This is a genomic window from Sinorhizobium fredii USDA 205 (assembly GCF_001461695.1).
GTDB classification, from domain to species: Bacteria; Pseudomonadota; Alphaproteobacteria; order Rhizobiales; family Rhizobiaceae; genus Sinorhizobium; species Sinorhizobium fredii.
This window is the reverse complement of record NZ_AUTC01000158.1, coordinates 14649-37273: the sequence shown is the minus strand read 5'-3', so window position 1 is coordinate 37273 and position 22625 is coordinate 14649. Positions and strand designations below refer to the sequence as shown.

The 22625-nt window shown below is 60.0% G+C and carries 19 protein-coding genes and 3 pseudogenes; 10 read left to right on the top strand and 12 right to left on the bottom strand.

Going from position 1 to position 22625, the window contains the following annotated elements; genetic code table 11:
* Positions 1-3: 3 nt before the first annotated feature.
* Positions 4-576 (bottom strand): hypothetical protein, encoded by a 573-nt coding sequence (locus N181_RS23120; RefSeq protein ID WP_037456699.1) that lies wholly within the window; start codon positions 574-576, stop codon positions 4-6.
* Positions 577-1020: 444 nt separating this feature from the next.
* Between N181_RS23120 and N181_RS35605 the strand changes: the two are divergent.
* A pseudogene (locus tag N181_RS35605) lies at positions 1021-1314 on the top strand (PAS domain S-box protein); the annotation flags it as partial.
* 335 nt (positions 1315-1649) lie between these two features.
* Here N181_RS35605 and N181_RS32235 read toward each other — a convergent pair.
* Positions 1650-1802, bottom strand: coding sequence for a CBS domain-containing protein (locus N181_RS32235; RefSeq protein ID WP_080579810.1), 153 nt, complete (start codon positions 1800-1802; stop codon positions 1650-1652).
* 125 nt (positions 1803-1927) lie between these two features.
* Here N181_RS32235 and N181_RS23115 point away from each other — a divergent pair, with 125 nt between their 5' ends.
* Entirely contained in the window at positions 1928-2479 is a 552-nt protein-coding gene (locus N181_RS23115; RefSeq protein ID WP_014857866.1) for an HPF/RaiA family ribosome-associated protein, read from the top strand.
* Between the two features lie 71 nt (positions 2480-2550).
* On the opposite strand, the gene N181_RS23110 is transcribed toward N181_RS23115, so the two are convergent.
* Both N181_RS23110 and N181_RS32230 read right to left on the bottom strand, forming a co-directional pair.
* The gene (locus tag N181_RS23110) at positions 2551-2970 is read right to left on the bottom strand and encodes a DUF3775 domain-containing protein (protein ID WP_014857865.1); all 420 of its coding nucleotides are present in this window, start codon (positions 2968-2970) and stop codon (positions 2551-2553) included.
* 352 nt (positions 2971-3322) lie between these two features.
* Positions 3323-3992, bottom strand: a pseudogene (locus N181_RS32230) (BON domain-containing protein).
* Between the two features lie 280 nt (positions 3993-4272).
* On the opposite strand from N181_RS32230, the pseudogene N181_RS23090 reads away from it, so the two are divergent.
* Positions 4273-5006, top strand: a pseudogene (locus N181_RS23090) (response regulator).
* A 44-nt stretch (positions 5007-5050) separates the two neighbouring features.
* Here N181_RS23090 and N181_RS23085 read toward each other — a convergent pair.
* Positions 5051-5494 carry a hypothetical protein gene (locus N181_RS23085; protein ID WP_014857858.1) on the bottom strand — a complete coding sequence of 148 codons (444 nt, stop codon included), beginning with the start codon at positions 5492-5494 and terminating at the stop codon, positions 5051-5053.
* Between the two features lie 291 nt (positions 5495-5785).
* Between N181_RS23085 and N181_RS23080 the strand changes: the two genes are divergently transcribed.
* Positions 5786-6721 carry a PDZ domain-containing protein gene (locus N181_RS23080; RefSeq protein ID WP_014857856.1) on the top strand — a complete coding sequence of 312 codons (936 nt, stop codon included), beginning with the start codon at positions 5786-5788 and terminating at the stop codon, positions 6719-6721.
* 1 nt (position 6722) lies between these two features.
* Positions 6723-7844: a site-2 protease family protein gene (locus N181_RS23075; protein WP_014857855.1), complete on the top strand. Its 1122-nt coding sequence runs from the start codon at positions 6723-6725 to the stop codon at positions 7842-7844.
* A 65-nt stretch (positions 7845-7909) separates the two neighbouring features.
* Here the strand turns inward: N181_RS23075 and N181_RS23070 are convergent, their stop codons facing one another.
* Complete coding sequence (locus tag N181_RS23070; RefSeq protein WP_014857854.1) at positions 7910-8353, bottom strand: host attachment protein; 444 nt, start codon at positions 8351-8353, stop codon at positions 7910-7912.
* A gap of 25 nt (positions 8354-8378) precedes the next feature.
* Between N181_RS23070 and N181_RS33375 the strand changes: the two genes are divergently transcribed.
* The gene (locus N181_RS33375) at positions 8379-8729 is read left to right on the top strand and encodes a hypothetical protein (protein ID WP_141322181.1); all 351 of its coding nucleotides are present in this window, start codon (positions 8379-8381) and stop codon (positions 8727-8729) included.
* Positions 8730-8833: 104 nt separating this feature from the next.
* Here the strand turns inward: N181_RS33375 and N181_RS23060 are convergent, their stop codons facing one another.
* A complete protein-coding gene (locus tag N181_RS23060; RefSeq protein ID WP_037456676.1) occupies positions 8834-9733 on the bottom strand; it encodes a glucokinase in 900 nt (299 codons plus the stop codon).
* 900 nt (positions 9734-10633) lie between these two features.
* Between N181_RS23060 and N181_RS23055 the strand changes: the two genes are divergently transcribed.
* Both N181_RS23055 and N181_RS23050 read left to right on the top strand, forming a co-directional pair.
* Positions 10634-12007: a bifunctional aminoglycoside phosphotransferase/ATP-binding protein gene (locus tag N181_RS23055; RefSeq protein ID WP_014857849.1), complete on the top strand. Its 1374-nt coding sequence runs from the start codon at positions 10634-10636 to the stop codon at positions 12005-12007.
* Positions 12008-12167: 160 nt separating this feature from the next.
* Entirely contained in the window at positions 12168-12815 is a 648-nt protein-coding gene (locus N181_RS23050; protein ID WP_037456673.1) for a BON domain-containing protein, read from the top strand.
* A 345-nt stretch (positions 12816-13160) separates the two neighbouring features.
* Here N181_RS23050 and N181_RS23045 read toward each other — a convergent pair whose 3' ends face one another.
* Positions 13161-13823, bottom strand: coding sequence for a BON domain-containing protein (locus N181_RS23045; RefSeq protein ID WP_014857846.1), 663 nt, complete (start codon positions 13821-13823; stop codon positions 13161-13163).
* Between the two features lie 112 nt (positions 13824-13935).
* Between N181_RS23045 and N181_RS23040 the strand changes: the two genes are divergently transcribed.
* Positions 13936-16164 (top strand): ABC transporter ATP-binding protein/permease, encoded by a 2229-nt coding sequence (locus N181_RS23040; RefSeq protein ID WP_014857845.1) that lies wholly within the window; start codon positions 13936-13938, stop codon positions 16162-16164.
* Positions 16165-16454: 290 nt separating this feature from the next.
* Here N181_RS23040 and N181_RS23035 read toward each other — a convergent pair whose 3' ends face one another.
* The 3 genes from N181_RS23035 to polX all read right to left on the bottom strand — a co-directional run bounded on the left by N181_RS23035 (position 16455) and on the right by polX (position 19636).
* The gene (locus N181_RS23035) at positions 16455-16901 is read right to left on the bottom strand and encodes a host attachment protein (protein ID WP_014857844.1); all 447 of its coding nucleotides are present in this window, start codon (positions 16899-16901) and stop codon (positions 16455-16457) included.
* Between the two features lie 17 nt (positions 16902-16918).
* Positions 16919-17734 (bottom strand): 3'(2'),5'-bisphosphate nucleotidase CysQ family protein, encoded by an 816-nt coding sequence (locus N181_RS23030; protein WP_015633515.1) that lies wholly within the window; start codon positions 17732-17734, stop codon positions 16919-16921.
* A 174-nt stretch (positions 17735-17908) separates the two neighbouring features.
* A complete protein-coding gene (gene polX / locus N181_RS23025; RefSeq protein WP_037456668.1) occupies positions 17909-19636 on the bottom strand; it encodes a DNA polymerase/3'-5' exonuclease PolX in 1728 nt (575 codons plus the stop codon).
* A gap of 106 nt (positions 19637-19742) precedes the next feature.
* Between polX and N181_RS23020 the strand changes: the two genes are divergently transcribed.
* Positions 19743-22028, top strand: coding sequence for a 1-acyl-sn-glycerol-3-phosphate acyltransferase (locus N181_RS23020; RefSeq protein WP_234885936.1), 2286 nt, complete (start codon positions 19743-19745; stop codon positions 22026-22028).
* Here N181_RS23020 and N181_RS23015 read toward each other — a convergent pair.
* A complete protein-coding gene (locus tag N181_RS23015) occupies positions 21988-22299 on the bottom strand; it encodes a GYD domain-containing protein (RefSeq protein WP_015633514.1) in 312 nt (103 codons plus the stop codon). The two genes, N181_RS23020 and N181_RS23015, sit on opposite strands and share 41 nt — an antisense overlap.
* Between the last annotated feature and the right edge of the window lie 326 nt (positions 22300-22625).

Below are 22625 nucleotides of genomic sequence, written 5' to 3'. Positions count from 1 at the left end.
CGTTCACCCGTTGCGCGCTTCGTTTCGATCCTGGGGCGGGAAAGGCCCGCTTCCGCCTTCTTTCTGATCTTCGCGGCGGCTCTCGTGCTCCCGGTCTTGCTGTTCGGTACCCTGACCGCCTGGACGTATGTGCAGGCCGAAAAAGAGCGGGCCGTCGAGAGGGCGCAGGCACTGGCGCACGAACTGTCGGCTGCGGTCGACCGCGAACTGGCCGGACCACGCCTGGTTATGGAAGCATTGGCTACCTCGGAGGAGCTGCGAAGAGGAGATTTGCAGGCATTCCACCCTACCGCAGCAGCCGTTGCCGACTCGCTTGGCCTCACGATCGTCGTGCGGGCTCCTGGACAGCCGCGACAGCTGCTCAATACTTCCGTGCCCTGGGGAACGCCATTGCCGCGCCCGAATCCTGCGATCGCTGAATTCGATCAGCGGGTGCCTCAGCAAAAAAGGCCCGTCATAACGAACATCATCGTGGGCCAGCAGAAGCGTCTGCTTGCCACGGTGATTGTACCAGTCTTGCGAGAAGACGAGGTGATCTATCTGCTCGCCGTCGGCATACCGGTCGAAAGACTGCAACCCGTGTTCAGCGATGTGAGCCTTGACGAGGGATGGCTGGCAGCCATTGTCGACTCGAGGGGTATGATTGCAGCACGTTCGGTTGACCCAGAGGCTTTTGTCGGGAAACAGGCACCCTCCGATTGGATATCGCAGGTTACCGGCCCGGAAGGCCTTTGGCGAGGCCACAACCTGCAGAACGTTGAGGTCGTTGCTGCCTACGCCCGCCCCGGCGACACGAATTGGTTCGCCACCGTGACAGTCCCTATTTCGCTTCTTAACGCGCCGATCTGGAAGGCGCTTGCAACGCTTTCGGCGATTGGGGTCCTACTTCTGTCTTTATCGGTCGCTCTCGCATCTTGGGCGGCGTCTCATCTCACGCGCGCCGTCGGCGCCCTCCAAAACGCCGGCCTCGAACTCGAGAAAAATGAACATGTCTCGCCCGTGGCCACGCCGGTACGCGAGATCAACTCGGTCGGGCGAGTTCTCGCGGCAGCAGCCACCGAGGCGCAGCGGCGTGAGGCTCACCTACGCTCCATTCTGGCAACCGTGCCAAGCGCAATGGTGGTGATCGACAGCCGAGGAAGAATACAGTCGTTCAGCGCCACGGCGGAGAAGCTCTTTGGTTTCACCGCGAGTGAAGTCTCCGGGAAGAACGTCAACGTTCTGATGCCGGAGCCGGACCGAAGCGCTCATGACAGTTACCTACGGCACTACCTCGACACCGGGGAGCGGCGCATCATTGGAAAAGGACGCGTCGACGGTAAAGGCCGTAACCGGTGGGACCCGCCTCATAGCCGATCCTCCAACCGTCAGTCATTGAGGAATATCAAGGCGGCGGACGGTGTCCTCAGCCGAGAGACCGAGCGGCCGCGAGCCCTTGGGCAGTATGGAGTTTCTGCAATCAGCTTCCGCATCCGAGGCTCCTTGCCAGCACTCGGCACGCATCAACCGGGTTTCCGAGCTGAGAGCGCGCGTGACCGTTCTTCCATGCCCTGCAGTATAGCGGTGGGCACACATGGAGACAGCGGAGCGGCCGACTCTTTTCCGGCAGGGGTACGCCTGCCGAGCGGGCGATCACCCGTATGCAGCGCTCAGCCACGCACGTATTGCACGAGTTGCTCGATGTCGAATTCCCGATCAGCGATCACAGATTTCGTAAGGTCGCCGATGGAGATAATGCCGACCAGGCATCCGTTTTCCAGGACAGGCAGGTGCCTGATATGTTTCTCGGTCATAAGCGCCATACAAGACGTCCGCCGTTTGAACCATTATTCAACCGCAAAAAGCACCTGTCGTTGCGCGGGGTCAATGCGGCGCCGGTCAACTGCAGGCAGGCTTGTGGTTGGAATAAACTTTAAGGGCAGGAACCATGGAAATCATCCCTCAAATCCGGTTTCGCGGAATGGAACCATCCGCCTCGGTGGAGGCTGCGGTGCGCGAGCGGATCGCGCGGCTCGAGCGTTTCCACAAAAGAATCACCTCCTGCAACGTGATCGTCGAGGCACCCCATCGCCACGGCCGCAAAGGCTCCATCTACCATGTCCGCGTCGACATCACCGTGCCAGGACGCGAGATCGTCGTCGGGCGAGAGCGGGAGGAAAATCACGCCCATGAAGATGTGCTCGTGGCGATCCGCGACAGTTTCAACGCTGCGCAACGGCGGCTTGAGGATGCCGTGCGCGAGATGAGCGGCTACCGGGTGAAACCGCATCCGGAGACGCTCCACGGCGAGGTCGCGCGGCTCGTGCCCGAGGAAGGCTTCGGTTTCATCACGACAGCGGACGGGCGCGAGTTCTTCTTCCGCCGCGAAGGCATGGGGTCCGACGATCAGTGGAAGCAGTTGAAAGTCGGGACGGAGGTGCGCTTTGCCGAGCACGAAGGCGAGAAAGGGCCCTATGCCTCTGGGGTGTCTATCGCCTGATGCCTTGGCGATCGCGTGGCTTAGAGCGAGATGGAGTGTGCGATTTTCCGTCCCATCTTCAACTGCGGAATCTAGAGGCGGACCATCTCATATTCCTGGCAGGACTCGCCGAATTGTGCCATGGCTTCCTCCAGATAGTCCGCCAATAAAGGTGTACCGAGCAGGTATGACGTGGTCCGGTCATTGTGGGCAGCAGCGGCTTCGGCGCGAATGCTCTCCCAGTCGTCGACGTTGCCATCGCCACGGCCGAGCCAGGACAGCGCCACGAGGTCGATCTGCTCGTCCTCGTTCAGGTCCGAGATCAGGCTCTCGAGCTCAACTTCCACAGGGTCGTCCGGCTGATCTTCAAGCACCGATACCATCATGTCGTCGCTGGCATTGGATGCCGGATCGGGCTCCGTGACCGCATCTTTGGCATCGAACTCGCGTGCCTTGATGATGAGGTAGCATACTTTCTCGGGCGAGATCGACAGGTTCCAAGCCTCACTCATCTCGGTTCTCCAGATTCCATTGGTTCGCTCTGCGGGACCATTCGGAAAGTCGCGCACCCGCGATCATACCAACATCTGTGTCGATACTCGTTGATTCGCATCAATGAGGTCCTACCCGATGGATGGAATTCATCATGTTTGAGGTCTGCAGCGGAGGCAGGTGGACGAATGCGTGCGACATTTGCCTGACGGCCCTCACCGATCTTGTCTGCGACCTTTCTCTACATGGGAGACAGATCGTGGCGCGACCTCGAATTGCTGCGATGGCAATCGACAGATCGCCTCGAATGAGGCGATAGGAGTCTGTCTCCTGCGGATGCTCGCCCCGGATGACATTGGCGCGCGGCTGTTTTCACGGACTCAGGCGTTCCTGAGCGTCGGCCACGCTCAGATGATCCTCGACGGCGGTCACTCCAGGCGCCGACCAAGCGGCGCGTTCCACCATCACCCGTACCCGCAGGCTCTGCACCTTTCCGCGTAATGTCACATGACCGCCGGAAACGTCGACGTCGATATTCTCGGCCTCAATCTCGGCGTTGCGTTCGAGTGCCTCTTCGATGCCGTGCCGGAGGTCAGAGACATCCACGCGGGCAGGCCGGATCTTGAGCTGGTTGATTATGCCCTTCACGCCGGAGAGTTCCCGCACCGCGCTTTCCGCCGCCGAACGTTGAAAACGCCGGTCGACCACACCACTCAGGGTGACAAGCCCCTTCCGCACCTTGACCCTGAATCTCGTTCGGAGGCGCGCCAGGCGAGGATTTTCAGGACGGGCTGGCAATTTCATCGTCAGCGGTCTTCCTGTGTTCCGGCAGTCGTACCTCGATATCCTCCGCGATAGCCCGCACGCCCTTTATCCTTTGGACTACGGGCTCCGCGGCGTGTTTTTCCGCATAGCTGAGCACATGACCCATTAAGGTCACGATGCCGTCCTCGATAATGACACCGATGTTTGCAGCATCTATGGTCGGCTTGTACTCAAGTTCGTTCAGGATGTCCTGGCGCGGTCGCATGTCATCGATCATCATCTCCTCCCGTGACGCAAGGCATCTGAAAGACCGCAGCCGTAGTATCGCCGATCATTCGATCGTCGGTCATTGGGGACATCAAGGCAGTGTGTGCCGCCGGCTGAAGGCGAGCATGCGGCGCGCCTGTTGCACGGCACTGGCTGGAAGGCTCATGGCGTCTCCCTGCCTTTGATCCAGACCGAAGAATTTGAACGCTGTGCGGCGACGGATGTGTTACAATTCGTTCGATTTTGGAACCGACTGTAACTGCGTTGGCTGAAGCGTCTCGAGGGACTGCATGGCCAAGCCGCCCGAACATATCCTCGTCGTCGACGATGACCCGAGAATCCAAGAGATGCTCGCTCGGTATTTCGAAGAAGAGGGATACTGTGTCAACGTGGCAGGCGATGGCCAGCAGATGCGCAGTTGCCTGTAGAAGTTGCCAATCGACATCATTCTGCTCGATCTAGTCCTACCCGGAGAGGACGGCTTGGCACTTGCGCGCGACATAAGGGCCTCCTCTGACATACCGATTATCATCTGACCGGGCGCAACGACGTCGTCGATCGGATCGTCGGGCTGGAGCTCGGCGCCGACGACTACATCACGAAGCCTTTCCATCTTCGCGAGGTATTGGCGCGCCTGAAATGCGCCCTTCGGCGCCGGCAGCCAGGAGCATCGCTGAACCGCAGCAGCGAGCCGCAAACGGAAATCTACAGCTTCGAGGGGTGGCGTCTTGACGTCGGTCGCCGACAATTGCTGGCTGACGACGGGAAGGAGATCTCTCTGACGACGGGCGAGTTCGATATGCTCTGTGTGCTTGTGAACCATGCTGGCCGTGTGTTGCAGCGCGAGCTATTGATGGATCTCACCCGAGGCCGGAACCTCGAAGCCTTCGATCGAACCATCGATGCCCAGATCGCCCGGCCGCGCCGCAAGATCGAGCGAGACCCTGGCAACCCGGCGCTCATAAAAACCGTGAGAGGCGTCGGATATGTCTTCAGCGCAAGGGCGATTCGGCAGGACGTCTAGGCATTTTCGACGCCCCGCATTGACCTTAGATTAGGATCAATGGTTCATTGCACCGGTATGAGGATTCCGCGGTCCTGCCGCCGCGGTCCGCCGGGCGGGCCGGGCCAATTGGCAGGGTCAGGACTTGCGACGCGAATGAAGCCGCACTGTTTGTCGCAAGCCGCCGTCGTCAAATATTCGAGAAGGGCATCACAGACGCCCGGCGTGTCTCCGGCACTTATGATGATGAAGACCGGCACGTCGAGAAGCCGTCCGTACAATACGTGGTGTGTGGTGCGCATCAGGCAGACACCTGCGATGTAACCGCGTGAGTTTTCGACCGTTATGATCTCCTCGGAGTAGGGCGTTATATATTTTCTCGCAAAAGTCGTCGCACAGAGTTCACGCCATCCGGCCACGTCGACCCCGTAGCCGACGGCTTCTATCAATCGATAGGTTTGGTCGACCTGAGGGGGCTTGATGAGGTTGACGGAATAGGCCATGGCCATGCTCGCTCCGGCGGATCATGTGCTCAGGCATTCGCGGTGCGCATCTCGAGCTCGCTGGGTTACCGCGCCGCTGCGGCGATCCCTCCAAGAAGGTCCAATCCCTGAACGCAGATTGGCATTTGAAGCGTACATTCCGCTAAGCGTCGCAAGGTGTCTTTGATGCCCGTCAAAATCGGGCCGATCCGCCGTGTTGCCAGCGCCGCCGGGCTGCCGCAGAAGCCCGAATTGATGCGGGTCAATGCATTGGAATGCAAAGGCGGCTGAAATCCTGGCGCTGGTTGGAGCGCGAACATGCAAGAGATCTCAAGGCTGCTGGTGATTGCCGTTATATTCGGTGCCATTGGCCCTCCCGCTGAAGCGGTCGGAAGTGAACCGGGCCTGAGTGCGCCCGTTAATCCCGGGAGCTCGGGCGGCGCGCTCGTCAACTCCTCCGGTGAGATCATAGGCATCACGCGCGGAATTCCCGCGCCCAGCGAAGCAAGCACCGGCATAGCCTTCGCGATCCCCTTGGACATAGCAGTGCAAATCGTGCGCGAGCTGATCGCTTACGGAGAATACAAGCGTGGTCGGCTCGACCTTTCCGTGACGACCGCGATGGACGCCGAGGGCGGAGGGACCGCTGAGGCGCTAAGGCTTGTCGTGAACGAGCTCGCTTGCGACTCGGCCGCGGAACGGCAAGCCCTGCGGCTTGGCGACTTCATCGTGGCGCTCGATGGCCGTACGCTCCGGACGGAGGCCGCCTTCAGGAACGCAATCAGCTTGCTTCCGGCCGGCGCCCGCATCACGCTCGATATCCGCCGTGGAGAAAAGTCGCAGATGCTCAATTTGACGTCTTCCGATCCAGGCGAAGACGATCGACTTAGCGTAGACGAGGGCATCCTCGAGTCAGTTACCATTGGCTTCCCATCACCGACGGTCTCAGCGGCTTGCGCGCCGACAGGGCCGGTCTTGGTCGACGTTGCGACTGGCAGTCTCGCCCACTTAATCGGCCTGAGGACGGGCGATTATCTGACGGCGATCAACGGCGGGGCCGCCACATCTGCCTGTCAAATCCGAGACGTGCTGGAAGTTGCCGAGGGGGTATCCGTCGATATCCTGCGCGCAGGAATTTTGAAGTCGAATAAAAGCAAGAACCGCTTGCGTGTCGGGCGACCTGCCCGTTTCGTGCCCGTCGCACGTCATGGGTCAACGGGCTTCCGCTGCTTCGGTCATCAGCGAGTGAGATGACATGGAATGGTCAGTGAAGCTTGGGACTGTCGCGGGAACCGAAATCCGTGTGCATATGACGTTCGTGCTCCTGCTCATCTGGGTCTGGCTGATGCACTACCAGATCGGTGGGGCGCCCGCAGCCTGGGAAGGCGTCGCATTCATCGTCAGCGTCTTCGCATGCGTGGTCCTGCACGAATTCGGGCACATCGCCGCTGCGCGCCGATACGGCATCAAGACGCCTGACATAACTCTCTTGCCGATCGGCGGCGTGGCGCGACTGGAGCGCAATCCGAGCAAGCCATCCCAGGAACTGGTGATTGCGATCGCAGGTCCCCTGGTCAATGTCGTGATCGCCGCCTTGCTCATCATGGTCATTGGAGGCGCCGTCGGCCTCGATGAACTTGCCAAGCCACAGGACCCCCGCGTCGACTTCTTTGCGAGGCTTGCCGGCGTCAATATCTTCATCGTTCTGTTCAACATGATCCCGGCCTTTCCAATGGATGGTGGCCGCGTCTTGCGCGCTGTTCTGGCCTGGCGCTGGTCCAGGGTGCGCGCCACGAGAGTTGCCGCCGCGATCGGGCAGGCAGCCGCCTTCGCGATGGGCCTTGCTGGGCTGTTCTACAATCCGCTGCTCATCCTCATTGCGATCTTCGTCTATCTCGCGGCGGAAGCGGAAGCGCAGAGCAGCGAGTTACAGGCGATTTCCGGCGGCGTCACTGTGGGCGACGTGATGGTGACGGAATTTACGGTGCTTGATACAGCAGCGCGCGTCGACGAGGCGGTCGAGATGCTGCTTGCGACCAGCCAGAATGAATTTCCGGTGGTCGACCGGGATGGGCAGTTCGAGGGGCTGCTGACACGTGACGGAATCATCGGTGCCATGAAGGAAAACGGTCCGGAAACACCCGTGCGGACCGTCATGCGCAAGGACATCCCGACAATTGACGAAGGGACCCCGGTCGATGAGAGCTTGCGCATTATGCAGAGCGGAAATGCGCCTGCCGCGGCAGTCATCAACCGTGACCGACGCCTCGTGGGCATGATGAACTACGAGACGATCGGGGAGATGCTGATGCTCCGCGCGGCCGTCGAAGACTTTCGTTTCGCCAGCCTGCGCCAATACCGGTCGAGGCAACGTTGAGGCCGGTGCCGGCTTTGTGAGGCCTCGCCGAGATCGCGACGACCCTCACTCGCCTGGCGCAAATCTCATGCCGAGAGATAGTGCTCGATTTCCGGAATCGGGAACTTTACCAGATCCCTTGCCACTTCGGCGCTTACCGCGGCACGTGTCGATGGGTCCAAGCGCTTGCGCAGGATGCCGAGCACGCGCGGCGGCGCAACGAGAACAAGTTTGGTAACGCCATTGTCGCGCATCGAATCGCCCAGTTGCCCGGCGATCTGCGCAAGAAATGCTTTCTCGGCCTGATCGTGCCAGTCCGTTTCCTGCATCGCGCTTCGCGCACCGCCTTGCGCCTGATAGCGACCCTGACGATCCGTTCCGAGATCCCGCGTCGGCGGTTGATGCTCGGACAGGACGTCGACCGGAACAAGATTGAGCAGTTCTGCATCGCCCTGGTTGCGCAGGATGAGGGCCTTGGCCCCATCGCAAATCAGGAACCAACTGCCATGGGGAATTCTCGTCGCCACCATGATGTCCACCTTTCTTGAATCTACGATGTTTTCGATCGTGTCGCGCTCACCGCGCCATCAAAACGGGGTTCTCGCGTCGTCGAGCATCGATCTCGTGCTCCCCATGATGCGCCTTATTGATCCGCGTCAAAAGCGAAGGCGGGTTGAGAAACTGCCCGTCTTCGTTTTTACGACGGCCAGCGCACTGGTCTATGCTTCTCGTGGCGCGCGGCGGTCATCGGTCTCGGTAACGATGAAGGTGTCCGTGGACCCCAGAATGACGAAGCCCAGCAAATCCCGCGTCATCGCGCTGATGATTGCGTCGCTCCTCAGCGACCTCCTGAGCAAGAGCAGTGCGCTCACCGGCAGGCAGACGAGTACTGAGTTTCGGCCATAGCGTGCCGGCTGCGCATGAAGTGCCACTTGTAGTGTGAAAAAAGCGGCGCTGAAGCGTGCTTGCGCGGACTAGCTCTCGAATTGTAAAGCGATACGTCGCGCATCTCAGCCTCTCTGCCGGGAGAGCGCCATCGCTGCGCCCCGTAATATGGCGTCTTCGCTGCGAATGAGGAAAGCCGGTATCCCCTCCAGCCAGGGTAAGCGTTTTCCTTTGGCGACGAAGGCGGCGCGGAAGTGATCGTGCCTGAGCACACTTTCCATTCTCCGCAGGATGGGCCCCCAGAGATAGATGCCGCCGCGGGCGTCGTAGATCAGCGCGACGTCGCTTGCAAACCTGCCAAGCCAGGTTGTGAAGTGGTTCAGCGCGTCCGCGGCAATGGTGTCGCCCTCACCGGCGGCATCGACGATTTCTGTCGCCGGAATGGAACGCGCAATCTGGCCGGAAATTTCGAGCAGTAGTTCATAGAGATGGCTGAGCCCCGGGGCCGACAGCAGATGTTCGACCGAAACATAATCCGTATTGCCCCGGATTCGCTTGAGAATATCGAGCTCCTCTTGCGTCTGAGGCGCAAAGGATATGTTTCCTGCATGACCGTGGAATGCCGCCCAGGCGCCATTGGCTTGGCTCGCAGTCGCAACCCCGAGCGCGTTGCCGACACTGATGACGGCCTTCGGTGCGCCGACATCGGCATTTTCTCCGCCGATGCGTTCGATGTCGTGCGGACCCAAATCGGGTAGCGCGAGTGAAAGCGCATCGAGCGGGTCGACGATTGTGACGCGCGGTGTGACATCGCTTTTGATGCGTGTGGCAATCAGTGTGCGCTCGAGCTCGGCGCTAAGGGTCGGTGCGCCGTTGGTAATTGCGATGGCAAGCGCCGGGGGAGAGCTGGGAATGGACTTGAGGTACGCAGTCAGAGCTTGGGCCACGGAGGCAAACGCATAGTTGACGAACTGCACATAATGGTCAATCGACAGCTTGTCGCTATTGGCGACAGCAAAGCGCATATGCGTCTCACCTATATCTGCGACGACCGCGTCGTGTGTAGATTTGCTCACCACGTCCTCCTAGCTCTCCCTGCTTACCGCACTGTGCAGCATCTTTGCGCTTTCCACTTTGATGAACATCAACGTTGCGTCGTCCGAGTGGGCAAAAGGTGCTGGGCGAGATCGTGCGCCAAGTGCTCGTGTGTTCGGCGAACGTACGCGGGATATCGCCGGTACACTTTTTGACATCGAAACAACCTGCGGGATCATGGCCTATACGGAGGGGGAGATCTTGCCATGATGGGCTGCCCAAGGTGTCTGTTCGGGACGGTTTCATGCGACCACTGTTGCCCCTGTGCGATCAATTGCAGATCTCGAAGGCCAATGGACGGGCCTGGAAGCATACGAAACCGGAAGAGCCGACGAACTCGAGGCGGACTCTTCAACGTCGGCTGCCGCCGGGACCTGGCAAAAGAGACGATTTCTCGGGGCCGTTCGGTTGATCGAGGTCTGACACGCGAATGCGCGACCTGCGTTGACGCACATCAATGCAAGTTGACTGCACCGGTTGCATTTTTTCCCTACCATTATCCGGCCAAGCAAGAACCGGCCGATGAGGTAACACACCATCTCCGGCGAAATCGACAGGTTCCAGGCCTCACTCATCTCCAAGTCTCCAATTCTCCATTCTGAATCTCCGGACTTCGCTGTCCGATGGGCACGATTGGCTAATCGCGAGAGCAGCCGGACAAACACTCATCTTACCGTCACCGCACCCCCATTCGTTGATTCGCATCAATGAAGCGGTATCTGATGGGATTCATGATGATCAAAATTCGGTAAAGAACTGGCACAGTCGAAGTGGCAGCAATTCGAGTTCGCGAGGCAATGTCCCCACGCCAAGAACGATGAGGCGAGAACATGCTTGCCGAAGATCAATCGGAGGTCATCACGTTTCTGCAGGACCTTCGCGGTGCTACTGCGGTCGAGAGGATCGAGACGCACATCTCCTATGTTTTCCTGATCGGTGACCGTGCATTTAAGATGAAGCGCGCGGTGGCCGTTGACGGTCGTCTTACCGCCGAGCTCATAACCCGAGCAGCCCGCATGATCGCCCGTTTTCATCGCGGTGCTCCGACCATTCACCAGGGCTCCGGTTCTGCGAACATTGCCGGCGTACTTCGCATCAACGCTGCCGGCTTTGCAACCAGCCGGGTCTTCGGAGCCCACGAGCTTGAGGATTTCAACCGTGCGTTCGAGAAGAGGCTCACGGCTGACGCATCGCTGCTCGATGCTCGCGAGGTCGCCGGCAAGGTCAGGAGGTGCCATGGCGATCTGCATCTGCGCAACATTTGCATGATCAACCACGAGCCCCGGCTCTTCGACTGCATCGAGTTCAACGATCAGATCGCCACCGTCGATACGCTTTACGACCTTGCCTTTCTTCTCATGGACCTGTGGCACCGTGGCTTCCCCGAGTTCGCAAATCTGGTGGCCAACCGATATCTTGATGCAACGGATGACGATGAGGGCTTCGTGCTGTTGCCCTATTTTATGGCCATACGCGCGGCGGTGAGGGCCCACGTCATCGCCACGCAGGTCGAGGAAAGCAGCGCCGCGGCCACGGACAAACTTGCCGCCGAGGCGCGCTCCTATTTCGACCTCGCTCGTTCTCTGATCGTGATGAAGCCGGCGCGTTTGATCGTGATCGGCGGCCTCAGCGGTTCAGGCAAAACGACGGTGGCAGAGATGTTGGCCCCACGTTCTGGGTCGCCACCTGGAGCGCGGATCGTCGAAAGCGACGGCATTCGCAAGGCAATGCACGGCGTTCAAGCCGAGGAAAGGCTTGGGCCAGCCGCCTATCGCCCGGAAGTCTCAGAGAAAGTTTATGGCGAGATGGCGCGCCGCACCCTCGCGATTCTGCGCGCCGGCGGCTCAGTCGTCGCCGATGCGGTGTTCGACAGAGAGGCCAACCGGGCGCGCATAGAGGCCGTCGCGCGTGAAGCCGGCGTGCCATGCACGGCGGTCTGGCTCGACGCGAAAGCGTCACTACTGCGCCGGCGCGTGGCCTCAAGGACTGTCAGTCCCTCCGATGCCGACTTGGAGGTACTCGCGCGACAGCTTGTCGCCGACACGGACGGCATCACATGGCAACGGATCGATGCTGATCGAGATGCGCATGAGATTGCCCGCGTGATACTCGAGCTGCAGAGTGATTTAAAGAGACAGGAGGCCAGGCTCCTTGGGTTGTGGTTCGGATGGGCGGGGGGGCGCCGTCGCCGCGTTCGGCCCTAATGGCGCGTGGGGCGATCGTTCGCATCGATATTTCTCAGGTTTTGCGACAGGGATGTCACAGTGTCTATCGCCTGCCGGTCCAGCAATTGATGCGCGTCAATGCGTGAAATCTCGACGCCGCTACGATTGGGACGTCAAGTCGCCAAGAGGAGGTTACGACATGGACGACATCATTTTGAGACAAGACATCATTGATGAACTCGAATTCGAGCCGAGCATCGATGCCGCCAATATCGGCGTCGCTGTCGAAGACGGGGTCGTCACACTCACGGGACACGTGCCGACCTATGCCCAGAGGGCCACCGCCGAAGATGTCGTCCGAAGGGTCAAGGGGGTCAGAGGCATCGCCCAGGAAATTGAGGTCCGGCCCTTCGGCGCCAATAGGACAGCCGACGACGAGATCGCGAAGCGGGCGCTCAACACCATCAGCTGGAACACCGCGGTGCCGAAAGACTCCGTGCAGGTAAAGGTCCGGCAGGGATGGGTCACGTTGACGGGGAAGGTCGGCTGGCACTACCAAAGGACCGCGGCTGCGGATGCCGTGCGTAACCTCGCAGGCGTCGTCGGCGTAAACAATAGCATCGAAGTAAAGCCACCTGCGTCAGCCTCGGATGTGAAGAAGCGCATCGAAGATGCATTGAAGCGCAATGCCGAACTTGAGGCTCAAGCGATCCGCGTCGACGTCCTCAACGACAAAGTCATTCTGAAGGGCAAGGTGAATGCCTGGGTTGAGCGCAGTGCGGCCGAGCGGGCGGCGTGGTCGGCGCCGGGGGTCAGGGAGGTCGAAGATCAGCTAACGGTGTCATAGGATCGGGGCGGCTGGACCGCTTCATTCTGCGCCACGCAGCCGCTACTGTTTCCTTCGGCGGCGAGCATGCGAATCGCACCACCCCGTGAATTCATCGCTTCGCATCAATGAATGCCAGAGCGATCTGGAGAGACTGAGTTGGTGCCGCAAGGAATCCTCATTCTTGCGACTGCCCGAAAAGACGAGGAGAGAACCGTCCGGGCGAAGCACCACTCAGTCGTCGCATGGGCCTTGGAACACCGGCCTCAATAATCTTGTCAGCCATTCCTCTCCGACAATCACTGCAGCTTGACAACCACAGCTTTCCCAGCCCGGACCGGATGACTACCCAATGAAATCTCACATTCAGTTGCCGACCACGCTCAACTGATCATCGACGGCAGTCACACCGGGCGCCGACCAAGCGGCTCGTTTCGCCATCACCTGCGCCCGCAGATTCTGCACCCTTCCGCGCAATGTGACGTGACCGTCTGAAACATCCACCTCGATATTCTCAGCCTCGATCTCGGCATTGCGTTTGAACGCCTCTTCTATGCCGCGCCTGATCTCAGAGGCCTCCACGCGAGGGGGGCGGAGCTTGAGCTGGTTGACTATGCCCGTCACCCCGGAGAGTTCACGCACCGCCTTCTCGGCCGCCGAACGCTGGAAGTGCCGGTCGACCATGCCGCTCAAAGTGACCAGGCCCTTTCGCACCTTGACCTGGATCTCGTTCGGCTCTGTGATAGATGCTCGCCAGGCGAGGATTTTCAGGACGCGGCTGGCGATCTCGTCGTCGGCAGTCTTCTTGTGTTCCGGCAGCCGTACCTCGATATCGTCCGCGATAGCGCGCACGCCCCTTATCCTCTGGACTGCCTCGACCGCGGCTTGCCTTTCCGAATAGCTGAGCACGTGACCCGTTAAGGTCACGATGCCATCCTCGGCAATGACACCGATATTCGCGGCATCTAGGCTCGGTTCGTATTCAAGTTCGTTCAGAATGTCCTGACGCAGACGGATGTCGTCGTTCATCGTCTCCCCCTTGGCGCAAACGCGCCCTTCGAAAACTCGCAGGTTTATTATCGGCGATCTTCCGACCGTCAGTCATTGAGGAATATCAAGACGGGCGGGGACGGAGGTCGGCGTGCTCATCCGAGAGACCGAAAGCAGCCGCGAGTTCCTCGGCAGTATGGGGATTGTGCAATTCATCTTCCGCATCCGCGGTTCCTTTTCGGCACACCTCAGTCGGCGTTTCCGCGACCGATCTTCCATGCCCTGCACGTTGGCCGCCCTGGCGGTGACAGTAGCGAAAGATCTTGTCAGGCAAGGAAGGCTAATTCGTCCATTTTACTATCGCTTCCGATTGAGCCGCATCAATTTCTCCGTCGACCCGCGTGATACACACTACAATCGTTTGGAAAATAGATATGCTCTTCATGATAGACCGCCTCGGGAGGACGCGTTGCTTTGGTCGAGCCGCAAGTTGGACGAGCAGCCGCATTCAACCTCTGTCTCCTCAATGCGCAGCTTCTGGGGATTGATGTTCGCCTATTGGCGTTCCGACCGATGGCAGGAGGCTTGGGGGCTGGCGGCGATCATTGTCGTGCTTACCGCCTTGTCGGCAATGGCCAGCGTCTGGTTCGCCGAAGCGTCGGGCGAACTTGTGAGCGCGATCGCCTTTCTTCATCATCCGGAAAACCCGACGACGCTTAAGACCATTCTGTCGAGCGCGGCAAGCTTGGCCACGATCGTCGTGGTCAGGGAAGTGGGATTCACTGCTTTCCGCCACTTGTTCTCGACGACCTTGCATCGCAAGTGGCGCGCGTGGCTCGATCGGCGCTTCAACGATGCGCTGCTCGATAGCAATCACACGCATTTTCACCTCCAGCAGGGTGCGGCGGAGGCCGTCCCGACGAAGGTTGCCGTGCCAGACAATATCGATCAGCGCATCCAGGAGTCGATCAAAGGGATGACCGGAGGCGCTATCGGCCTCGCCATAGGTGTCGCCGGCGTGGCCCTGTCGCTGTTCTTTGTCGGCGGCAAGATCATCGAGACCTCGACCGAGGTCAGCGGATTGGAGTTCCTCGGCAGTTATGGCAGCGCCTGTCTGACTGTTGCTGCCGTCGTCGCCTACGTCCCCATCAGCACGTTGCTGGCAGCGAAGCTCGGAGAGATCCAACAGAGGCTGGATGTCAGAATGCAATCGGCGGAGGGCAGTTACCGTCGCGACCTGGCGACGCTTCTCCACCGCAGCTTCCACGTCGCTGCAGCCAAGGGGGAGGGAGCACAAAGAGGTCTCCATCGGCGGCGCTACCTCGACGTCGACCACACCTGGGCGAATCTCAACATCCTGACGGCGATCTATATGGGTTTCGAGCTTGTCTACAACTTCTTCGGCTCGCGCCTCGTCGCCTACGCGCCCGGGCTTCTCCCCTATGTAGAGAACAGGATCAGCCTACAGGCCTACATCACCGGCGCCGAGCTGGCCAACGCGATCATCAACGATTGCTCGTGGTTCATACACGTCATGCCGGACATCGCGAGACTGAGGGCAAACGCAACACGCATAACCGACCTGGCAAAGGCGATCGAAGACGCGCAGCAACCGCGCGAGTTCTATGCCCGTACCGGCCACTCCGAGTTGCGTTACGACCAGCAGGATCCACAGTTCGGTTTGACGATCCAGCAGCTTGAACTTATGCACCCCGGCGATGACGAACCCTTCGTCACCGCCGGGAACCTCCACGTCAAATGCGGCGAATGGACTCTTCTCGTTGGCGACTCGGGGAGCGGCAAGTCATCGTTGCTCAAAGCTATCAACGGTCTCTGGCCGCATGGCCGTGGCGCGATCGTGATGCCGAGGAACGTGCGAACGCTCTATGCCGCGCAAGATATTCATCTGCCGCCAGTATCGCTGAAGGCACTGATATGCCTGTCCGATGCCATTGAAGCTCATTCGGAAGCGGAAGCCGCCGCAGCGCTGAGTAGAGCCGGCCTTGCGGATTTCGTCAGCGACCTCGCCATGGAGGGGCGGGACAATCAAAGCTGGGACCAGCTTCTTTCTGGCGGTCAGAAGCAACGGCTCGTTCTGGCACGGATCCTTCTGCTGCGCCCAGGGCTTTTGTTTCTGGACGAGCCGACCAGCGCCCTCGATGGCGAGGCGACGGTCGCGTTTCACCAAGCCATCCGAGATCATTGTCGCGGCGCCACAGTGATCAGTGTCATGCACGATGCCACGCCTCCGAAATCTGCAAGCGGCGAAGAGTTCTACGACAGCGTGCTCGTTATTGCAGACGGTGCTGTTACAAAAACTCCTTTGGCAAATCTGACAACTCGGCCCGTCGGTCCCGCGCGTGTGAAACCGCGCCCATAAATTGAGGCAGGTCTTTGAGGGCAAGCATCGCTGACGCATTTCACACAAGCGATCCTGCGGCCGACTCGCGCGGTGACGCGAGAACCCGAATTTGCCATTAACTCCAAGTCTCCCGATTGCAGCCTCTATCGAGTGCTTATCCAGACTCTTCAGTTCGCCGCGCGGGCAGACCTCCGGTTATCGCTGGTTCAGCCGCACGACGCATCTGTCATCGGCCCATCTGCATGGCGATATTCCTTATAGCATAGCCGCCTCGCGCGTGCGCTCCGCGATAATACATTTGGCCAATGCTACTCCGAGAGATAGCGCTCGATCTCCGGAATTGGAAACTTTACCAGATCCTTGGCCACTTCGGTGGCTACTGCTGCACGTGTCGAGGGATCCAATCGCTTCCGCAGGATTCCAAGCACGCGCGGCGGGGCGACAAGAACCACGTTCGCGATATCTTTATGGCGCACCAAGCCACTCAATTTTTCGGCGACCTGCACCAGAAACGTCACTTCGGCCTCGTCGTGCCAGTCCGTTTCCTGCATCGAGCTTCGCGCGCCGCCTTGCGACTGGTAGACGCGGCCTTGGCGGTCCGTTCCGAGATCCCGCGTCGGCGGTTGATGTCCGGAAAAGATCTCGACCGGAACGAGATTGAGCAGTTCTTGATCACCCTTGTTGCGAAGGATCAGGGCCTTGGCTCCGTCGCACACAAGAACCCAGCTGTTGTGCGCAATTGTTGCTGTTGACATGATCGTCTACCTCGCTTTCATCGTCTGGAACTTTCCTCGGTCAGGGGATTGGAAACGGGCAATCTCGCCTGTCGCTCGGAATCGATCGACGCCAGCGCCTTTGCTGCGAGAGATCGCGTCCGTGCGGCAACAAAGCCCCGATTTATAAGGCTGCCGCAATAGACGAGCGGAGAACCGTTTGGACGAAGCACCACGCCACCGGTAGCTTCGATCAAAGCCTGACCAGCGGCACTGTCCCATATCATCGTTGGTGAAAGTCGAGGGTAAACATCGGCCTCACCGGCGGCGATTAAGGCAAATTTGAGGGAAGAGCCTAGCTGCTTGATAATACAGGGTTGCCATTGAGCAACGAGCGCCGCGGTCTGTTCATCCAAATGAGAACGGCTGGCGAGAACAATCGGATGAGAGTGATCGTGGGGCATTCCGTCGAGCCTGATGCGGCGGCCGTTCTCATCGATCATGAACGCCATGCGCGGACCAGCGGCAACATATAGCCGATCAAGGGCTGGGGCGAAGATCACACCGGCCGTCGCTACGCCGTTTTCAACGAGCGCTATGTTGACTGTAAATTCGCTACGCCCGGCGATGAACTCCTTGGTGCCATCCAGTGGATCGACGAGGAAGCAGAGGGGTGGAATCTCAAAGCTCGATTCGAGAGCGGGCGCCCGCTCTTCACTGATCATCGGAATAGCCGGGAAAAGAAGAGAGCAGCCCCGTCGGATGACTGCTTCGCTTCCGATGTCCGCGGATGTAACGGGCGACTTGTCGTGCTTGAGGTGTGTTGCCAGACCCGCGTTTCGCGATCTCAGGACGGCAGCTCCGGCCGTCCTCACAAGGGGCAACAGTCCTTCGACGAGATCTCTGCGTGCAGTATCATCCACAGTCCGTGCCTCAATCTTCGGTTACTTCGCAATTGCACTGATTTTACGCGCAACCCGCTTGCGCTTGTTGATCGGCATCAATGAACTTCGACATGGCCGGGAACTAGTCGGCGGAATGATGAAGCCTCAAAGGCCTCTTCTCGACAGCAGCTTCTTAAGCTCTCCCCAGGAGCGCGTGTTCAGGACGTCGTCCGCCTCGATCCAGCCTCGCCGCGCCTGGTCGACGCCGTAGCGCATTGCGCGAAGACCCATGGTCGAGTGCGCATCCGTGGAGATCGCCAGCTTCACGCCGATCTGCTTGGCTTGCCGGCAATGGACGTCATCAAGGTCGAGGCGCGTCGGATGCGCGTTGACCTCAAGAAAGCAGCCGCGCTCCCTGGCGGCCGAGATGATGCGGTCCATATCCACCGCATAGCCCGGCCGTTCTCCGAGCAGCCGCCCGGTCGGATGTGCGAGGATATTGAAATAGCGGTTGTCCATCGCACGGAGAATTCTCTGCGTCTGTTCCTCGATGCCAAGGTTGAACTGGTAGTGAACGGCGCAGACAGTGAAGTCGAGTCGTTTCAGGATACTATCTGGCAGGTCGAGCTTGCCGTCGGCGAGAATGTCGACCTCGCAAGACTTCAGCAGCCGGAAACCATCATATCCGTCATTGAGCTTGTCAATCTCATCGAGTTGAGCCGCCAGGCGTTTCGGATCGAGCCCGTGTGCCACGGTGGCATGTCTGGAATGGTCGCTGACGGCCAGATATTCGTAGCCGAGGGCCTGAGCGGCCGCGGCCATTTCGGCAAGCTCGCTCTTGCCATCCGAGGCGCGCGTATGGGTGTGCAGGTCGCCTTTGATGTCCTGCAGCCAGACCAGGCGGGGCAATTTGCCGGCAAGGGCCGCCTCGATCTCGCCGCGGTCTTCGCGCAGTTCGGGCTCGATATAGGGCAGGTCGGCAGCCCGGAAAACTTCCTCTTCGGTGCGGCCGCCAATTCTCTTCTCACCGTCGAAGATGCCATATTCGTTCAGCTTCCAGCCTTTATCCTGGATCCTCTTCCGCACGGCGATATTGTGGGCTTTCGAGCCGGTGAAATAGTGCAAGGCCGCTCCATAGCTTTCCTCTGCAACAACCCTCAGGTCGACCTGAATGCCGGCCTTCAGGAGCACTGTCGATCGGGTTGGGCCCTTCGACAGCACCGTCTCGACCTCGTCGTAAGCTACGAAGTGCTCGATCGCGGCTGGACCATCGGCACAGGTGGCGAGGACGTCGAGATCGCCGACGGTCTCCTTCCGGCGTCGAAAGCTGCCGGCCACTAAGGTCTGGGTGATGCCCAGAGCGGACCTCAGGTAATCTACCAAGCCTCTCGCGAAATCCTCGGCGGTCGAGATCTTGAAGCGCTTTTCGGCGGTTCGGTGCTTTGCAATCTCATCGAGGATCTTGGTTTCGATAGCAGCGCTGAAGCGGGGTAGTTCTCTGACCCTGTGCTCCCGTGCCGCCTTTGCCAGTTGCTCGAGTGTCGTAATTCCGAGGCTTTGATGCAGCACATGCACTCGCTTGGGACCGAGGCCGGGTATCGCCGTCAATGCGGCAAGAGCTGAGGGCGTGCGTGCCTCGACCTCCTCCAGCGATTTCAAATGGCCGGTCTCCACGAACTCGGCGATCTTGCCGGCAAGGTCTTCGCCGATGCCGGGCAGGTCCGAGAGGGAGCGTCCTTCCGCCATCATCTGTGCGACATTCTCAGGAAGGTCCTCGATGGTGGACGCCGCCCGCCTGTAGGCGCGGATACGGAACGGATTGGCAGCCTCGATTTCGAGCAGGTCTGCCATTCGATTGAACAGAGCAGCGATATCGGCGTTGTGGACCGTCATTGTATGAAGATGATCCGGGGCCGGCTTTCCAGCCTTGAGGCAAATCAAAGTCCGACTTTGAAATGCATCAATGCGAAGCCAGCGCGTTAGGCTATTGTCCTTGTCCATGGAAACTGGGCAGCCTTTAGCCCCCGCCTCAGTTGAGGAGCAGGGTTCGCGCACTCGCGATGTAATCGCGATCGTGGCTGACCTTGCACGCGAATTGTATCCTCAGCGTGCCAGATTCATCAACGTTCGCGCCACCAGTAGCATCGAACGCGATCTCGGTATCGACAGCCTCGGCCGCACTGAGCTGGCCTTGCGGATCGAGCGGGCGTTCCGCGTCAGACTATCCGCTCAAACTGTCGCCGAGGCCGAAACCGTTCTTGATCTTGCGGAGGCCCTAGAGCGGGCTCAACCTATGGCGGAACGGGTCCTCCCCGGCGCCCGGGCGGCTGCAATTCTGCCTGCCGTTCCGGCCGCCACTGAGGCGCGGACGCTGGTGGAGGCCCTCGAGTGGCATGCGGCACGACATCCCGACCGCGTGCATCTGACCGTACTGCAGGATGAAGTGACCAGCCTAAGCGCGCAAGCCTGGCTGTGGGCGATACACAACTACCGGGCGACCTTCTCCGCTTCTCCCAATTTCGGTTTCGAAATCTGTCTCAACAAGATTGCCGATGCTGACGTCGAGGGGCTCGATCTCAGCTCGCTACGGATGGTCGCCAATGGTGCTGAGCCGGTGAGCGCGAGAACCCTGTGGAGGTTCGTCGAGCGGTTCGGCCGCTACGGCTTTCCTGCAACCGCGATGGCTCCAGTCTATGGACTTGCGGAATGTTCAGTTGGTCTCGCGTTTCCGCCTCTGGGGCGGCCGCCTCTCATCGACGGCGTGGCCGAGATCGCCACCCCCCAAGACGCCATGGCGCTTGAAATCGTCGCCTGTGGCCAGCCATTGCCCGGCCACGAGATCCGTATCGTCGACGACGCGGGGCATGAGTGCGGCGACCGACGCGAGGGAAGACTTGAATTCCGTGGTCCCTCGACAACGGCCGGCTATTTCCGCAACGATGAAAAGACCCGCGCGCTCTTCCATGACGGCTGGCTGGATAGTGGCGATCGCGCGTACATGGCCAAAGGTGATGTTTTCGTGACCGGACGCGTCAAGGACATCATTATTCGAGCTGGTCGCCATCTCTATGCGCACGAGATCGAGCAGGCAGTTGCCCTTGTCCCTGGAATCCGCAGGGGAGGGGTCGTCGCCTTCGGCACGTCGGATCGGGTCTCGGGCACCGAGCGCATCGTCGTCGTTGCAGAGACCCTACAGACCGACCCGGTTTCGCGAGCATCACTGCAGGCACGAATTATCGAGGTGACGTCAGACATTGCCGGCACGCCGGCCGATGAAGTCGTGCTGGTGCCGCCACGCTCGGTGCCAAAAACATCGAGCGGCAAGATCCGTCGCAGCGCCGCGAAAGCGCTCTACGAGAGCGGCCGCATGGGCTCTGCTCGGCCCACCGTTCCGTTGCAATACACGCGGCTCATGCTCTTGAGTGCCAGCACGCAGGCGCGACGCCTGGCACGAGTCTTCCGGGAGACGCTGTATGCGGCTTGGTGGTGGACGGTTCTCAGTGTTGCATGTCTGGCCGGGTCTCTCGCTGTGCTCATCGTCCCGCGCCTTTCTTGGCGTTGGCGAGTCGTCAGATGGATCGCGCGTGCGGCGCTTGCCGCCATGGGCGTGTCGGTCTCCACAGACGGAGTGGAGCGCATCCCCGGCAGAGGCGCGATGCTCGTCTTCAATCATTCGAGTTACGTGGATGCGCTCCTCCTCGCTGCCGTTCTTCCGGGCGAGCCGGCGATCGTTGCCAAGAGAGAGTTGGCCGAGCAATTCATCGCAGGGCCGCTGTTGCGGCGCCTCGGTATTCCGTTCGTGGAACGCTACGACGTTACAGGTAGCCTGCAGGACGCCGAGGCATTGACGGAGCTTGCGCGTAAGGGCCGGGTGCTGGTTTTCTTTCCAGAGGGCACCTTCACCCGTAGAGCCGGCCTCTCAGGCTTCTACCTCGGGGCGTTCAAGGTGGCGGCGGAAGACGGTCTGGCGATTCTGCCCGGCGCTATCCGCGGAACAAGATCGATGCTTCGCGCCGACCAATGGTTTCCAAGACATTTGCCGCTGAGCATCGAGATCGGCGAGCCGATTGCGCCATCGGGTTCGGGATTCGAGTCCATTCTACGGCTGCGCGACGCAGTACGCATCTCCATGCTTGCCCGCTGCGGAGAGCCGGATCTCGGTGAGCTGGTAAAGCCGGAACCGCCAAGGAGCGTAGCCTGGGAAGGTCACGAGCGGCGAATTCACTCCACGGTGTCCCGCTCCTTCAGGGACTCACGACAAACGACGGCGGCAGCTCGCGTATAAGCTGAATGGATTGCTCCAATTCCGTGGCGGCCCAGATTTCCGTCGTCGCGTGGCCGAAGGTAGTCGCGACCTTGGTTGCAGTGGCGTTATCGGGTGCCGCGAAGATGTCGAGGTAGTCAGCGGGGCCGAGGACGATACAATTTGCCTTCCAAGGCACCTGAGGGCATTCGCGGCGGATATGCTCGGCGATCTGGTGACTCAGGCTCTCGAGCAATTTCGGCGACTGCATCGCTTGATGGCTGAGGCGCGTCAACATGATGAACGCTGCCATAGCGGCACTTCCCTCGTTTTCTCGCTGTCGGCAGGATATGCCGCAGCGCGCAACCGGCATTGAGTGGCGTCAATTGCCGCTTTCGAGCGCTCCTCTCGAAAGCCTTCGGGGAGTGTCGGCTGGCGAGAGCCGGATAACCGACGCGAAGTTCGCGCGAAACGGAACACAGGCGGCCTGGCTCATATTGGAGCGCCCCCGGTCCTTAATATGAATCAATGTTTGGTCTCCGTGTCGCCGAGCGCCAAGAAGCTCACGTCCGTTGGCGGGAAAAACGCGGCGTTGATCCGCGTCAATGTGATTGCGCCACGATCGGCGTTTCATCAGTC